Here is a 15,597-nt window from a genome sequence, read left to right as displayed (position 1 = left end):
ATCGAAATGATTCCACGCCTCCAGCCGACGGCTTGCATCTCGCTTCCCGCCGCGGGGTTTTTCGAGCGGCTCGTCGAGGCGGGCTTCGGCGGCGACATCGAGACCGGCCCGGCAAGCCGAACCGTGTTTTCGACGGACAATTCCATTTACCAGCTCGAGCCAACGGGCATCCTTTTTCCGCGAGGCGTGGAAGATCTGCAGGTCGTTTCGGCTGTGCTGGCAGAACCCGCCTTCCGCGGGATAAGCATTGCGCCGCGCGGCGGCGGGACCGGTACGAACGGGCAATCCCTGACCTCTGGCGTCGTGGTGGACTGTTCGCGGCACATGAGGTCCATTCTCGAAGTCGATCCTGTCCGCAGGGTCGCGCGCGTCCAGGCGGGTGTCGTCAAGGATCAGTTGAACCAGGCGCTGAAACCTTACGGTCTCTTTTTCGCGCCCGAACTGTCCACCTCCAACCGCGCCACAATCGGCGGCATGATCTCCACCGACGCCTGTGGCCAGGGTTCCTGCCTCTACGGCAAGACCAGCAACCATGTTCTCGGATTGCGCATCGTGCTTGCGGACGGCTCCGATTTTTGGTCGCGCCCGCTCGATGCGGACGCGTTCGATGAGATCGTCGCAGGTAAGGACCGCCTCGGAGAGATCCACAGGACGGTAGAGCGAATCACACGCGAAAAGCGGGACCGGATCGCTGAGGTCTTCCCGAAACTCAACCGCTATATGACCGGCTACGACCTCGCCCATGTCAGGCGCGACGACGGACGCTTCGACCTCAACGCCGTTCTCTGCGGATCGGAAGGAACGCTGGCTTTGATCGCCGAAGCCGAACTCAACCTTCTTCCGATCCCCGCTCATGCGGCGCTGATCAATATTCGCTACGGCGATTTCAATACCGCCCTGGAGGACGCCCGCAATCTTGTGGCGCTGAAAGTCGCCTCGGTGGAAACCATCGATGAGAAAGTACTCGGTCTTGCGAGACGCGACATCGTCTGGACCGGCATCTCCCGCTTTTTTCCGGATCAACCGGGCACGGTGACCAATGGCATCAATATCGTCGAAGTCCTCGCTGACGAAGAGGAGGAACTCGAACGCAAGCTTTCGGCGGTGACAGCTGCTCTCGACACGGACGCAAATGCCCGCCATGCCGGTTACACGATTGCCCGAGGCCATAACGAGGTCGACGCGATCTGGTCCATGCGCAAGCGTGCCGTTGGCCTGCTCGGAAATGTGGAGGGGCCGGTCAGGCCCGTCGCCTTCGTCGAAGATACCGCGGTGCCGCCGGAAAATCTGGCGGCCTATATTCGCGAATTCCGCGCACTTCTCGATGGCGCGGGCCTTTCCTACGGCATGTTCGGCCATGTCGATGCCGGCGTGCTGCACGTGCGGCCTGCCCTTGACCTCACCTGCGATGCTCATGTCCGGCTGGTTCGGGAGATCAGCGACGCCGTCGTCGCGCTCACCCGCAAATATGGCGGCGTGCTCTGGGGAGAGCACGGCAAGGGGGTGCGTTCGGAATATGTGCCTGAATTCTTCGGCGATCTTTATCCCAGCCTGCAGGAAATCAAGCGGGCTTTCGATCCCGATAACCGGCTCAATCCGGGCAAGATTGCCACGCCTTCGGCTGAGGCGCTTACAAAGATCGACGATGTGCCGCTGCGGGGAGATATCGACCGCATCATCGGCAACGAGATCCGCTCCGCCTTCGACAATGCCGCCTACTGCAACGGTAACGGCGCCTGTTTCGATTTTGACGAAATGAGCCCGATGTGCCCCTCTTATAAGGCGACGCGCGACCGGCGCTTTTCGCCGAAGGGGCGTGCCTCGCTGATGCGGGAATGGTTGCGGCTGCTTGCCGAAAACGGCATCGATCCCCGCGATGAGGCGACGCGCCTGCGGCGAACCGTTCCGCTCGCCAGCCTCGCGCGACGCGCCTTCAATTCGCTGAACCCGGCAAATCGCAGCGATTTCTCCCACGAGGTTCACGCGGCGATGGACACCTGTCTCGCCTGCAAGGCCTGCGCCGGGCAATGTCCGGTGAAGGTTAGCGTGCCGGCTTTCCGCTCGAAGTTCCTGGAACTCTACTACGGACGCTATCTCCGTCCGCTGAAAGACCCGCTGATCGCGGCGATCGAGACGACCCTACCACTCGTCCGACGCATCCGGCCTGCCTATAATCTGGTCGTCGGCACGCGCGCCGGCAGAAGGATGATGCGCATGGTGGGGCTGACCTCGCTGCCGCGTCTGCCGCAAATCTCACTGGCAAAGGAAGCCGCCCGCCTCGGCGTGCCGCTTGCGACCGCTCAGACGATCGAAGCGCTGTCGCCGGGTGAAAGGCAGCGGAGCGTCGTCTTCGTCGCCGACAGCTTTACCGCCTATTTCGATCCTGACGTCGCTCTCGCCGCGATCGCTCTCGCTAGGAAAATGGGATTTTCGCCGCTCCTCGCAGCCTCCCATATCAATGGCAAAGCCCTGCATGTGCATGGCTACCTCGGGCGCTTCGCGGATGCGGCCCAGCGAACCGCACGCTATCTCCAGCGGCTCGATGATGCCGGCGTGGCACTCGTTGGGCTCGATCCGTCGATGACGCTCGCCTTCCGCAGCGAATATAGGGGAACACTGAAGGCGACAGTCCTTCTTCCCCAGGAATGGCTCGCCGCCAGTCTCGACCGGCTCGCCGCTGCGCCTTCTGTCGTTGAAGGCAAAAGCTTACGATTGATGGCTCATTGCACCGAACGCACCAATGCGCCGGCTTCCGTCGCACAATGGCAGAAAATATTCGAAAGCCTTGGTGTTGATCTTCAGGTTGCGCAAACCGGCTGTTGCGGCATGGCCGGCACCTTCGGGCACGAAGCTCGCAACCGCCCGATCTCCGAACGCCTCTACGCGATGAGTTGGAAACCGGAAGTCGACGCGGCCGGCGACACCGATATCCTTATGGCGACAGGATATTCCTGCCGCTCCCAGGTCAAGGAAATCGACGGGAAGCGCATCCCGCATCCACTTCAGATCGTCGCCGGAATCGTAGCGGAAAAGCCGGGAAGCGCGGTCTGAGGTGGCAATTCCGCGCGCACGACCAAGCATGCAGACGGGGACGGCAAGATCGTCCGAGGCAGTCCGAGCCGCCCGCTAGTTCACGCCACGGCGGCAATCTTGCCGCCGTCGTTCGGCAGCAGCCGCGCCACGGCGCTCAAGAGGTCCGTCTGCGATATCAGGCCGAGAATCCGGTGGTCGTCGTCGACAATGATGACGGCATGGGTGCGCCCATCCGTCAGAACGGGCAACAGCGACAGGGCAGCATCCGAAGCTCTCGCCACCGCCGGTTTGGAGATCGCGTGGGCAATCGTATCGCCGCAGGCAAACAATTCACGCAAGCCGACAGTACCGATCAGACGGCCTTCCGGATCCCTCACCGGCAGGGTGCGGATATTATGCTTCAAAAGAAGATGCCGCGCCGCGTCTGGCCCAGACGTCTCGCCGATGGCGATCACGTCACGCGACATGATATCGGCGCAGCTTATCTTGCCGTTTGATCGAATAGTCGCCTGCAGTTCCACCTGCTGCAGCAGTCTCCCGAGGTCCGCGCGATCGATATCGAAGGTTTCGTCGAGCGCTTCGAGGGCGGCATCGACATCCTCCTCACGAAAACCGACTCGTGCGGCAGATGGCGGATCGATCGTCTGGTGGGTGTTCTCCGCCGGCTTGCGAACGACGTGCGGATAATTCCGCCTTGAAAGCTTGTGGAACAGCAGCCCAAGCCCGACGAGAATGCAGGAGTTCAGAGCGACCGGCACGAAGGGAAAGAGGAATCCCCAGCCGGCGACGACAGGACCGCCGAGCACCGCGGTCAGTGCCGCAGCCCCTCCCGGCGGGTGAAGGCATCGCGTGAACGACATCGCCCCGATGGCCAGGGAAACGCCGATGCCCGTGGCGATGATCGGATCACGGATGAAATATGCTGCAATAATGCCCATCAGGGCGGAAATTGTGTTGCCGCCGATGATCGCCCATGGCTGCGCCAACGGGCTTGCCGGCACCGCGAAAAGCAACACCGCCGACGCCCCCATCGGGGCAACAATCAGCGGAAGATGCGGCCCCTGGCCGAACAGATAACCGCTGATGACGCCGGTGAGACCGATGCCCAGCAAGGCGCCGAAACAGGCGATCAATCGTTCTCTTAACGTCGCGCCGGCAAGGATGGGCGAAAACAGGCGCAAACGGCGAAAACGGCTCGGTCCCACCTTCGGCGAAACGGGGTACTGCATGCTAAGACCAATTGTAAATGAGGATTATCTTGGGGCGGAGGAGAAGACGGAGGAGCTAGTTCGTCACCAGCCTGATATCTCTGCCTTTCCTGGCGCTGAGCACCTCATGGAAGGCACTGAACGCGGTGGGACGGTCGTCCTTCCGGTACACCAGCAGCGTCTCGACAGGCCCGAGTTGATGAGTCTGAACGGCAGTCGGCCAGTGCATGAGATCGAGAACGGACCTCGGCATCACACCAGCCGCATTTCCGGTCGCAACGCTCGCCAGGATCGCGTGGTAGGAGCCGAGTTCGCTCGTCGGCAGGGAGCTCGATTTGCGCGCCCAGTTTTCGGCAATGCGGCGATAGGTGCAGCCGGGCTCCAAAGCCGCGAGCGATGCTACACGCAGGTCGGCAGCGGATTTGATGGCGGGATGTCCGGATGGGAGCACGATCAACAGATCTTCGACGAAGACCGTCTCCATCTCCAGCGCCTTGAGTTCGGCATCGAAATCCGAATCCTCCTCGCACATTGTCTTCGGCGGGCGGGCAATCAGTGCGCAATCCAGCGCGTCGGCCAGAACGTCGCGGGCGAGTTCGCGAGATGCGCCCATCGTCAGATGCAGCGACACATCGGGCCACATCTGATTGAATTGCGTCAGCGCCGCTGGCAGCCTGCTTGCCGCCGTACTTTCCATCGTGCCCACCCGCAATGTTCCCGATGGAGCGAGAGGCCTCACGGCCTGGCGCGCTTCGAGCGCAAGCGCCATAAGCCGGTTGGCATAGGCGAGAAAGGTTTCCCCCTCCCGTGTCAGCGTCATCTTTCTGCCATCACGGCTGAACAGGCAAGCGCCAAGATCCTCCTCCAATTGCTGGATGCGCGTCGTCACATTCGACGGCACCCGCCCGACGGCCTTCGCGGCCTTCGTAACGCTGCGGTCGCTGGCAACGGCGAGGAATATCTCGATCGACGAAAGGTCCAATGAATAATCTCTTTTCCGGAATTAAAGCGGATCATTGTTCTCTATATAAAAATCATCAGTCGAGCTCAAGCGGGTTTCAGCGTCGGCGGAAACGCCGGAATGAAGCGGTGCGTGAAGGCTCCCACGCCCTGACCCTGCTCGTTAAAATATCCACGCGTTCTGCAGGCTGGACAGCCAGGTGATTGCCGAAAAAAGGGTCGAGACGCCGCTGAAATAGCCACCTAACCGCTACATCGTCTCCACGACGACGCGTTTTTGCGGCTGGCACGGAGATTGCTTCTAGATGGCTATCTGTAGAGCGACGGCCGATCACATGCTGCATCTTGTCTTGACCTGCCTTCTTCTGAGCGTCGCTTCAGGCCTGAGCATGCGGCGTTTTCTTCTCCCGTATTTTTCCGGCGGCGATCTCGCCGAGGAATCCGCTCCCGTGACGATCGTCGCAAGCGCCGTCTTTCTGGCGGCAGTCGCCTTCACCATCTCCGATCAGAATCTATGGGCCAAATCCGTCGTCCTGATGCTCTGCCTGTTACTGGCGGCAATGTTGGACGACGCCAGACCCAGGCTGACAATCGCCATTGCTGCCGTCAGCCTGGGCGCTTATCTCGGGCTGCGCTCGTTCGGCTGAGCATCCGGCCCTCTTGTGCGGGCACACTAGCGGCAATGAGATCGTTCGACTTCATTTATCGAAGCCTGATCGGGGACGCCGATCTCCTGCGACGATCGCTGCTCAGCAAGGTTCGTTGTTTTCACCGCGATCCGTAGTGACCGCGCCAACCCTCAGCCATTCCCAGCAAGGGAGCCGCGGCGCCCGGGACAATGTCGGGCGGCGGTAAAACGATCTTCGCAAAAGAATAGCTTCGTAATATAATTCTCTTTCGCTGAATATCTTTCGAGCTGACCGCTTGAAGAATGGGGAGAGGGGCGATGATGGATAACGAGCAGCCAGGAAGGATCTGGTCGGAGTGGTATGCTTGGCATCCCGTTCTGCCGATCGACGATACCGTGTTCTGGCTCGAGACCGTATACCGCCGAGAAACTGCGGAAGGCCTATGGCAATATCGTTCGTTCCGACCCGAAGCCGAACGTGTCCAGTCTTTGGCCGCCATGCCCATCTGCCCCGGCGTTTGAGCCCGCGTCAGCCGAGCGCCTGGCTCACGAGCGCATAGGTTTTCGGCTGATGCCCAGCGTGGCGGCCCGGAACCGGGAGCCAGGGGTCGCCCAGCGACATGGTTGTCACGAAGTCGTAGACAGCAAGGCCGCAGCGGGAGAGAAAATCGGCAAATATCCCGGCTTTCTCGCGTGTGTCGAGGCGCAGGAATGACCCCGCATGCTCAAGCGCATGCGGATGGACGACGGCAATCGCATCAGTATCACTGCGGGCCACCACCGGGCCGACGACATGGCCGCGCCCGAACCTTCGGCAAAGGGAGAAGGCCTCGATCCGGCCGGCGCGGACAAGCACGACGCCCTTGGAATGAGCCATGAGCCGAGCCAAAAGCGCCCTCCGATCAGTGCCGAAGGCCAGGCTATCGAGTTCCGCGATCTCCTCCATATCTCCCGCGTCCACGGGCCGCACCACGGCTCCGGCCGGCAATCCCACATCCGGCGGCAATATCGCTTCGCCCTGGCATTGAAAGACGGGCGCCTCAAGGACAAAATCCAAGGATAGATAAAGCCGCCGCGCCGCCCGCGTCGCGTTCAGCCCGAGATTTCTGTCGGCCACCTGGTTGAGCGCGTGGCCCATCAGCCACTGCCCAGCGCCATTCGCCTGCAGGCGCGGCGAGGTGATGACCATACCGATCGTGGCGAACCGGTCGTCATAGGGAAACCACATCGCAGAGCCGAGGATGCGGCCGATTTCATCGATGGCCGCGACGCCCTGCCCGAATTCGCGCAGGAACTGCCAGTCTTCACGGCGATGCGGCCAAGCGACGGACATCGAAAGCGCATGCAGCTTGTCGAGGTCGACACTGTCGATCCCGATCATGCGCGTTTCGAAACTATCGACCAATCTGGATTCGGATGTCAGTGCACTCACTCCCGCCCTCCTGGCGCATGTCCGGCCAACCCCCGGGGAAAGCTGCCCAGGATATTCCCATATCGAGATTAGGACGGATCGCACGATACAATTCACTGGCGAAGCCCGCGCAAACACAACAATCGTCCAAATCCGCTCCACTTTCGGCAAATAAAGCCTGGGCCGGTCTCTATAGTCATTGACCAGACCCCGCCCCCGTGGCGCCGTTGACCGCAAGAGCCCGGTCGCAATTCGATATTACGCGCCGTGAGGACGCTCATGCAGACAATTGAAATCCTCGAGAGGCTTGTTGGCTTTCCCTCCGTCGTCGGCACGCCAAACGGCGGGATCGTTGGATGGATCCGGCAATACCTGCAAAATTGCGGCATTGCCGCCACCGAGCTTCCCGGCCCCGAGGGCGACCGGTCGAACCTCTTCGCCACGATCGGCCCAAGGGAGACACCGGGCTATATCCTCTCCGGCCATATGGACGTCGTCCCCGCCGCCGAAGGCGGGTGGAGCAGCGATCCGTTCCGCCTACGCGCCGAAACGGACCGTCTCTACGGTCGCGGAACCACCGACATGAAGGGCTTTCTCGCCGTCGTGCTTGCCGCCGTCCCGGCGCTCGCGGCGATACGGCTCCGCCGGCCCATCCATCTCGCCTTTTCCTATGATGAGGAGGCAGGCTGCCGCGGCGTCCCGCACATGATCGCGCGCCTGCCTGAACTCTGCGCACATCCGCTCGGCGCGATCATCGGCGAACCGAGCGGCATGCGGGCGGTCCGCGCCCACAAGGGCAAGGCGGCCGCCCGGCTGACGGTCAGGGGCCGGTCCGGCCACTCCTCGCGCCCGGACCGGGGGCTGAATGCAATCCATGCGATGACCGAGGTCTTGGCCTGCGCCAGCGCCGAAGCCGAGCGGCTGACGCAGGGCCCGTTCGAGCATGTGTTCGAACCGTCCTATTCCTCGCTCCAGGTCGGCACGTTGAAGGGCGGGCAGGCCGTCAACATCATTCCCGATAGCTGCGAGGCCGAGTTCGAAGCCAGAGCCATTTCCGGCATCGATCCGGCCACGCTGCTGGAGCCGCTGCGGGTCGCGGCCGAGGCGCTGCCGCAACGCGGTTTCCAGGTGGAATGGCGCGAACTCAGCGCCTATCCGGCGCTGTCGCTTGCCGCCGATGCGCCGCTTACGCGCTTGCTTGGCGAACTCACAGGTATCGAGCCGCTGGCCGCCGTCAGCTATGGCACCGAGGCCGGCCTTTTCCAGCGCGCTGGCATTGAGGCGATCATCTGCGGGCCGGGCGATATCGCCCGTGCTCATAGGCCGGACGAATTCATCCTCGCGAGCGAAATCCAGGCATGCCAGTCGATGATCGAGGCACTCGCCCGACATTGCACCGTCTGACAGTTCGATCAAGGAGCCGATGCAATGACCTTTCTCTTCAATTCCGATGCGAAGCGCGGCGCCATATTCGCCGAAGCCTTCGCGCGCGAACTGCCCGGCATAGCCTTCGCCATGGATCCGGCCTCAGTTGAACCGGAGGCCGTGCGCTACCTGATCACCTGGACCGTGCCGGATGATCTCGCGCGCTACCGCAATCTCGAAATCCTGTTTTCGATCGGCGCCGGCATCGATCAGTTCCGCATCGATGCCGTGCCCGCCGAGGTCAAAGTGGTGCGCATGGTCGAGGACGGCATTGTTAGAATGATGCAGGAATATGCGACGCTGGCCGTCCTCGCACTCCATCGTCACCTGCCGGCCTATCTCGACCAGCAGCGGCGCGGGATCTGGCAGCCGATCCCAGCCGTTCAGGCCGCAGAGCGCCGCATCGGCGTGCTGGGGCTCGGCATGCTGGGAAGTGCAGTGCTTGAGAGTTTGCGTCCCTTCGGCTTTCCGCTGTCCGGTTGGAGCCGCACTCCGCGCGCGATCGACCGTGTTCGATGCCTCAGCGGAGGGGAAGGACTGCAGGCCCTGCTTGAAACCAGCGACATTCTCGTCTGCATGCTGCCGCTGACGGAGGAAACGCGCGGCTTCCTGAATGTCGAGCTTTTCTCGAGGCTTCCCGTCGGGGCTGCGCTCGTTCACGCCGGTCGCGGCGCGCAGCTGGATCATGAAGCCCTCGTCGGCGCGCTCGACACCGGGCATCTCTCCGGCGCCGTCGTCGATGTCACCGAACCGGAGCCGCTGCCATCGGGCCACGCCTTCTGGAACCATCCCAAAATACTGCTGACGCCGCACATTGCCAGCGTCACCCAAGCCGAAACCGCGGCGGTGGCGGTGATCGGGAACATCAAACGGCACCAGGCGGGCCTCGACCCGATCGGACTGGTCGATCGCAGCCGCGGCTACTGATCATCTCACCCACCATCTGCACCTCGGAAAGGAAATCCATGTCCCTGCTCAAGACAATCGACGCCAACCCATCGCAGACGCCGCGCGAATCCGGCCCCCTTCCCGAGCGCCTGATCGCGGGCAATCCCACCTTCAAGACCTGGGCGCAGGACGTCGCTTGCGCCGAGACGGTTCATACCGGCGTATGGGAAGCAACGCCCGGTGAGACGCGTTCGATCAAGGGCGAGACATTCGAGTTCTGCCACATTCTTTCCGGCCTGGTCGAACTCACGCCGGACGGAGGAGAACCGGTGATCTACAAGGCCGGCGACAGTTTCGTCATGAAGCCTGGCTTTTCCGGCGTCTGGAAGACGATCGAGACGGTTCGCAAGATCTACGTGACCGTGACGTGACGGTGCGGCGGCCCGGCGCCAGCCGTAGATTTGACTGGCGTCGGCGCGGAAAACGCAATTTTTATCCGCCGCAGCATTCCCGGTCGAAGCATGCTGCTCGTGTTCCCAAGCTAGGCTTACGTCAGCTCATGCCGAGGACACGCAATGACACTCAGCTTCGATCCGAACACGATTTCCCTGCCGGTGGGACATTTCATCGGCGGCCGGCTGATGCCGGCCGAAGCCGTCATCGACATGTATCGGCCGTCCGACGGCAAGCCCTATGCCGGCTGTCCGCTTGCCGACGCTGCCCTTGTCGATCAGGCCGTTGAAACGGCAAGGGAGGCGTTAGACAGGAGCAATTGGGGCGGCGTGCGGCCGCGTGAACGCACCACGGCGCTGCAGCGCTGGGCGGACCTCATCGAAGCCGAGGCGGAGACTCTCGCCAGGCTTGAGTCGCTCTCCTCAACCCGACCCGTCGGCCATCTCGTCGCCGGCGATATCACCGTTACCGCCGAGCAGATCCGCTTCTTTGCCGAATTCGCCGATAAGGAAGGCGGCGATCTCGCCCCAACCGACGACGCGAATTTCGGCATGATCATGACCGAGCCCTATGGCGTCGTCGGTGCCATCACCCCCTGGAATTTTCCCTTGTCGATGGCAGGTTGGAAGCTTGGCCCGGCGCTGGCAGCGGGCAATGCGGTGGTGTTGAAGCCATCGGAGATGACGCCGTTTTCGACACTCTATCTTGCCGAGCTCTCGGTGCGGGCCGGCCTGCCGGCCGGTCTCGTCAACGTCGTCCTTGGTGACGGTCCCACCACCGGAACCGCCATCACCGGGCATCCGGGAATTTCCAAAGTCAGCTTCACCGGCTCAACCGCGGCCGGTGCGGCGATCATGGCCAACATTGCCCGTACGGGGGTGAAGCCGATGACGCTGGAGCTCGGCGGCAAGAGTCCTCAGTTGGTCTTCGCGGATGCCGATCTCGATCACGCGGCAGGCGCCATCGCCGCCAGCATTTTGTCCAATGCCGGCCAGGCCTGCATATGCGGATCGCGCCTCATCGTCGAGGCCAAGGTTGCGGACGCGCTCGCAGCAGCACTGCTTTCCAGACTGGCGGCAATCCGGCCGGGGCCGACCTGGGAGGAAACGACCGATTATTCGCCCGTCATCTCCGAACGCCAGATCGCCCGCATGGATGGCATCATCCGCGCTGCCATCGACGACGGGGCCGAATGCCTTACGGGTGGCCGCCGGCTCGACCGCGAGGGTTATTTCTACGCACCGACGCTGATTTCGGGCGTGACGGCAACATCGCCGGCGGTTCTCGAGGAAATCTTCGGACCGGTCCTGACCATCCAGACCTTCGAGGATGAGGAGGAGGCGCTGAGGCTCGCCGACCATCCATCCTATGGGCTGGCAGCCGGCCTCTTCACCCGCGATCTCTCCCGTGCGATCCGCCTCACCCGCCGCCTGCAGGCCGGCACCGTCTGGGTCAACCGTTACGGCCGCTCGCGCGACCATATCCTGCCGACCGGCGGCTACAAGCAGTCCGGCATCGGTAAGGATCTCGGCCGCGAAGCCTATCTCGCCAACCGCAAGAGCAAGAGTGTGCTCATCAGCCTTTAAGGAGCTGCGATGAAGTCCTACAAGATCGCCCTTCTGCCCGGAGACGGCATCGGCCGCGACGTGACAGATGCAGCCTGGGCCGTGCTCGAAAAGACAGCCGGATCGAGCGGGTTTTGTCTTGGAGCGACCCGCTACCCCTGGTCCTGCGACTACTATCTCGAAAACGGCAGCATGATGCCCGCTGACGGGATCGATACGCTGAGGTCCTTCGACGCCATTCTGCTCGGCGCCGTCGGATGGCCTCGCAAGGTGCCGGATTCCGTGTCGCTGCATGGGCTGCTGCTGCCCATCCGCAAGGCTTTCGTGCAATATGCCAACATCCGCCCACACCGGCTGCTGCCGGGCGTAGAGGGACCGCTGCGGTCCAACGGCTTCGACATCCTCTGCGTCCGCGAAAATACCGAAGGCGAGTATTCCGGCGCCGGCGGCCGCGTGCACCAGGGCACCGACAGCGAGGTGGCGGTCGAAACCTCCATCTTCACCCGAAAGGGGGTCGAACGCATCCTGCGTTTCGGCTTCGAGCAAGCGCGTGCGCGGCGCGGCAAACTCGCGTCGGTGACCAAGTCCAACGCGCAGAAATATTCGATGGTCTTCTGGGACGAGATCACCCACCGGCTCTCGGCCGAATATCCCGATGTCGAAGTGACGAGCTACCATATCGACGCCATGGCTGCCCGCATGGTCATGGCGCCTGAGAGCCTCGATGTCGTGGTCGCATCCAATCTGTTCGGCGACATTCTGACCGACCTTGGCGCCGCCATCCAGGGCGGGCTCGGCTTCGCGGCATCCGCCAACGTCAATCCTGATCGCTCGGCGCCATCCATGTTCGAACCCGTACACGGTTCCGCGCCCGACATCGCTCATCTCGGCATCGCCAATCCGATAGCCGCCATCTGGTCCGGCGCAATGATGCTGGAGCATCTCGGAGAAGCGGCTGCCGCCGGAAGGATAATGGCCGCAATCGAGGCGACGACGGCGCGCGGCATCGGCGCCATACCCGGCAAGGACAAAACCGACGCGATCACGGCATCAGTGCTTTCAGCACTCGATTAGCGCGTCGCGCAAACCTGGCAGTGGTTTAGAAATGCTCTGATGAAAGGGGAGAAAATGAACGGTTTAAGGGATCGCAGCCTGCTGCGCCAGCAAGGGCTCATCGGCGGAGAATGGTGCGGGGCCGCAGCCGGGCGCACGATCGAGGTGATCGATCCGGCGACGCAGAATGTGCTGGGCAGCGTCCCCGACATGGACGGGGCCGATACGCGGGCGGCAATAGCGGCGGCGGAAAAAGCCTTTGGCCCCTGGCGGGCAAAGACCCATGCCGAGCGCGCCGCCCTGCTCGAGGCCTGGCACGATCTGATGCTCGACAATATCGAGGACCTGGCGCTGATCCTGACCACGGAACAGGGCAAGCCGCTGACGGAAGCGCGGGGCGAAATTCGATACGGCGCCTCGTTCCTCAAATGGTTTTCCGAGGAAGCACGCCGCATCGGCGGAACGACCATCCCCTCGCCCACCGCGGACCGGCGGATCGTTGTCCTGAAGGAGCCCGTCGGCGTGTCGGCGGTCATCACGCCGTGGAATTTTCCCAATGCGATGATTACGCGCAAGGTGGGGCCGGCGCTTGCGGCAGGTTGCACGGTCGTCATCAAACCATCGGAGCTGACGCCCTTTTCGACGCTGGCGCTTGCCGTACTGGCAGAACGGGCCGGCATCCCCAAGGGTGTGATCAACATCGTCACCGGCATGCCGGCCGCAATCGGCGACGAACTGATGACGAACCAGACCGTCCGCAAGATCTCTTTCACCGGCTCGACTCGAGTTGGGTCGCTGCTGATGCGCGGGGCGGCCGACAGCGTCAAGCGGCTCAGCCTCGAACTCGGCGGCAACGCGCCTTTCATCGTTTTCGACGATGCCGATCTCGATCTTGCCGTGGAAGGCGCCATCGCGTCGAAATTCCGCAATGGCGGGCAGACCTGCGTGTGCGCCAACCGTCTTCTTGTTCAGTCCGGCGTCTACGATGCCTTTGCCGCCAAACTCGGCGCGCGGGTTTCGTCCATGAAGGTCGGGGCAGGCACGGAGGCAGGCACGGATATCGGACCGATGATCAACAAGGCTGCGATCGAGAAGATCAAGCGTCACGTGGGGGATGCAGTAGAAAAGGGAGCGAAGATCCTCGCCGCCGCGGATTCCATGCCCGCAGGCGATCAATATGCCGCTCCAATGGTGCTTGGCGACGCGACTGTGGACATGCAGCTTGCCAGCGAAGAGACATTCGGGCCGGTTGCCCCGCTGTTCCGGTTCGACACCGAGGAAGAGGCGATCCGCATCGCAAATTCCACCCCCTTCGGCCTGGCGGCCTATTTCTACACGGAAAGCCTCAAACGGTCCTGGCGGGTCGGCGAGGCGCTCGAATTCGGCATGATCGGCCTGAACACGGGCGCCATCTCCACCGAGGTCGCTCCGTTTGGCGGCGTCAAGCAATCCGGCCTCGGGCGTGAGGGCGCACAATGCGGCATTGAGGAATATCTTGAAATGAAGAGCTTCCACATCGGCGGGCTTTCCTGACCGGCAAGAAAGAAAGGGCGCTCGGAAGATCATTCCGGCGCCCTTTCTAAACGATGTCGCAAACTTTGGATCAATTTCTGCCTGTCTCATGCTGCCGCAACCTTTTGCGACACAGGCCCGCGCACGGCTCAACCGCACTCCTCACGCCGCGCTTACATAAAGCGATCAAGTGTCTTGTAATAGAGCCCGACGACCGGCAGGAACCACGGCTTGCCGAAATGGCCGGGGACGGCAGGCCATCCAAGGCCTTTTACCGGATTGCGATCCGCCTTGCCCATTATCGCATCAGCGATGATCATGCCGAGGTGGGTGGAGAGCTGGGCGCCGTGGCCGGAATAGCCCATGGCATACCAAACGCCGTCGGCATAGCCCGCGCGGGGATAGCGGTCTTTCGTCATATCGACGAGCCCGCCCCAGCAATAATCGATCTCAATGCCGGCAAGTTGCGGGAAGATTTCAGCCAGACCGGCGCGCAGGATATCGCCGCTCTTTGCATCCGACCGCTGATCCGACGTCGCGGAAAAGCGGGCGCGACCACCGAAGATCAGCCGTTTGTCCGGTGATAGCCGGAAATAGTTGCCGATGTTCATCGAGGTGACACAGGTCCGGTTTCCCGGCATGGTCGCTGCGACTTCGGCGTCGCTCAGCGGTCGGGTGGCGAGCAGAAAGCTGCCGACGGAAATAATCCGGCGGCGGAAATAGCCGAAGGTCGACGGCGTATAGGCGCCTGTCGCGACCAGCACGTGGTCGGCGGTGACGGTGCCTCGCCCCGTCTCGAGGCTGTGGCGGCCGTTGCCTTGCCTGTGGCCGGTCACGGCAGCCTTTTCGAAAATGACGGCGCCGTGGCGGACGGCTGCTGCGGCGAGCCCGACGACATAGCAACCCATATGCATCATTGCGCTCTTCTTCGAGAGCATGGCGCCATGGAAGGGCGAGCCGACCTCACTCTTCAAGTCACCCGCCGAAAGAAGCGCCGTCTCCGGATCGACCTCTTTATGCACAGCCTCGAAATTGCGGGCAATGGCATTGAAATGCTGCGGCTTGGAGGCAAGCTTCAACTTTCCGGCACGACGGAAATTGCAGTCGATCCCCTCCTCGGCGATGATCGTCTCGATCGTGTCGATCGAGTCATCGAACGCCCGATAAAGTGCGATGGCCCGTTCCGGGCCAAGCGCTGACTTTGCGGACAGGAAACTGTGGGCAAGCCCGTTGTTGAGATGGCCGCCATTGCGTCCCGACGCCCCCCAGCCCACACGTTCGGCCTCCAGCACGACGACCTTGACACCGGCTTTCGCAAGCTGGCGCGCTGCCGCAAGCCCGGTAAAGCCGGCGCCGATGACGGCGACATCATAATGTCCTTCGACCGGACCTTGAACTGCATGGGCAAAAGGGCGGGCCGTGTCGTGCCAGTAGGATTGGAACTGCATCCACTCGTCTCCG

The 15,597-nt window shown here is 62.5% G+C and carries 13 protein-coding genes; 9 read left to right on the top strand and 4 right to left on the bottom strand.

Annotated features, from left to right (window positions below):
- Positions 1-6 precede the first annotated feature (6 nt).
- Positions 7-3,051, top strand: coding sequence for a D-2-hydroxyglutarate dehydrogenase YdiJ (ydiJ, locus tag J2J98_RS23310; protein ID WP_207603271.1), 3,045 nt, complete (start codon positions 7-9; stop codon positions 3,049-3,051).
- Positions 3,052-3,131: 80 nt separating this feature from the next.
- Here ydiJ and J2J98_RS23305 read toward each other — a convergent pair whose 3' ends face one another.
- Positions 3,132-4,262 (bottom strand): HPP family protein, encoded by a 1,131-nt coding sequence (locus J2J98_RS23305; protein WP_064713111.1) that lies wholly within the window; start codon positions 4,260-4,262, stop codon positions 3,132-3,134.
- Positions 4,263-4,317: 55 nt separating this feature from the next.
- Positions 4,318-5,223 (bottom strand): LysR substrate-binding domain-containing protein, encoded by a 906-nt coding sequence (locus tag J2J98_RS23300; protein WP_207603270.1) that lies wholly within the window; start codon positions 5,221-5,223, stop codon positions 4,318-4,320.
- A 313-nt stretch (positions 5,224-5,536) separates the two neighbouring features.
- Between J2J98_RS23300 and J2J98_RS23295 the strand changes: the two genes are divergently transcribed.
- Entirely contained in the window at positions 5,537-5,848 is a 312-nt protein-coding gene (locus tag J2J98_RS23295) for a hypothetical protein (RefSeq protein ID WP_064713212.1), read from the top strand.
- Between the two features lie 302 nt (positions 5,849-6,150).
- Positions 6,151-6,351: a hypothetical protein gene (locus J2J98_RS23290; protein ID WP_082928148.1), complete on the top strand. Its 201-nt coding sequence runs from the start codon at positions 6,151-6,153 to the stop codon at positions 6,349-6,351.
- A 7-nt stretch (positions 6,352-6,358) separates the two neighbouring features.
- Here J2J98_RS23290 and J2J98_RS23285 read toward each other — a convergent pair whose 3' ends face one another.
- Entirely contained in the window at positions 6,359-7,261 is a 903-nt protein-coding gene (locus tag J2J98_RS23285; protein ID WP_207603269.1) for a GNAT family N-acetyltransferase, read from the bottom strand.
- Positions 7,262-7,519: 258 nt separating this feature from the next.
- Here J2J98_RS23285 and argE point away from each other — a divergent pair, with 258 nt between their 5' ends.
- From argE to J2J98_RS23255, 6 genes are all read left to right on the top strand, one after another.
- Entirely contained in the window at positions 7,520-8,644 is a 1,125-nt protein-coding gene (argE, locus tag J2J98_RS23280) for an acetylornithine deacetylase (protein WP_207603268.1), read from the top strand.
- A 24-nt stretch (positions 8,645-8,668) separates the two neighbouring features.
- A complete protein-coding gene (locus J2J98_RS23275; RefSeq protein ID WP_207603267.1) occupies positions 8,669-9,592 on the top strand; it encodes a 2-hydroxyacid dehydrogenase in 924 nt (307 codons plus the stop codon).
- Between the two features lie 38 nt (positions 9,593-9,630).
- Positions 9,631-9,984, top strand: a complete 354-nt coding sequence (locus J2J98_RS23270) for a cupin domain-containing protein (RefSeq protein WP_207603266.1) — start codon at positions 9,631-9,633, stop codon at positions 9,982-9,984.
- A gap of 144 nt (positions 9,985-10,128) precedes the next feature.
- The gene (locus tag J2J98_RS23265) at positions 10,129-11,592 is read left to right on the top strand and encodes an aldehyde dehydrogenase family protein (protein ID WP_207603265.1); all 1,464 of its coding nucleotides are present in this window, start codon (positions 10,129-10,131) and stop codon (positions 11,590-11,592) included.
- Positions 11,593-11,601: 9 nt separating this feature from the next.
- The gene (locus J2J98_RS23260; protein ID WP_207603264.1) at positions 11,602-12,645 is read left to right on the top strand and encodes a tartrate dehydrogenase; all 1,044 of its coding nucleotides are present in this window, start codon (positions 11,602-11,604) and stop codon (positions 12,643-12,645) included.
- 54 nt (positions 12,646-12,699) lie between these two features.
- A complete protein-coding gene (locus J2J98_RS23255) occupies positions 12,700-14,157 on the top strand; it encodes an NAD-dependent succinate-semialdehyde dehydrogenase (protein ID WP_207603263.1) in 1,458 nt (485 codons plus the stop codon).
- A gap of 152 nt (positions 14,158-14,309) precedes the next feature.
- Here the strand turns inward: J2J98_RS23255 and J2J98_RS23250 are convergent, their stop codons facing one another.
- Positions 14,310-15,584, bottom strand: coding sequence for an NAD(P)/FAD-dependent oxidoreductase (locus J2J98_RS23250; protein WP_207603262.1), 1,275 nt, complete (start codon positions 15,582-15,584; stop codon positions 14,310-14,312).
- Positions 15,585-15,597 lie beyond the last annotated feature (13 nt).

This window comes from Rhizobium bangladeshense (assembly GCF_017357245.1).
GTDB lineage: Bacteria > Pseudomonadota > Alphaproteobacteria > Rhizobiales > Rhizobiaceae > Rhizobium > Rhizobium bangladeshense.
Note: the sequence above shows the minus strand (reverse complement) of the source record. Positions and strands in the feature narration are given on the sequence as shown.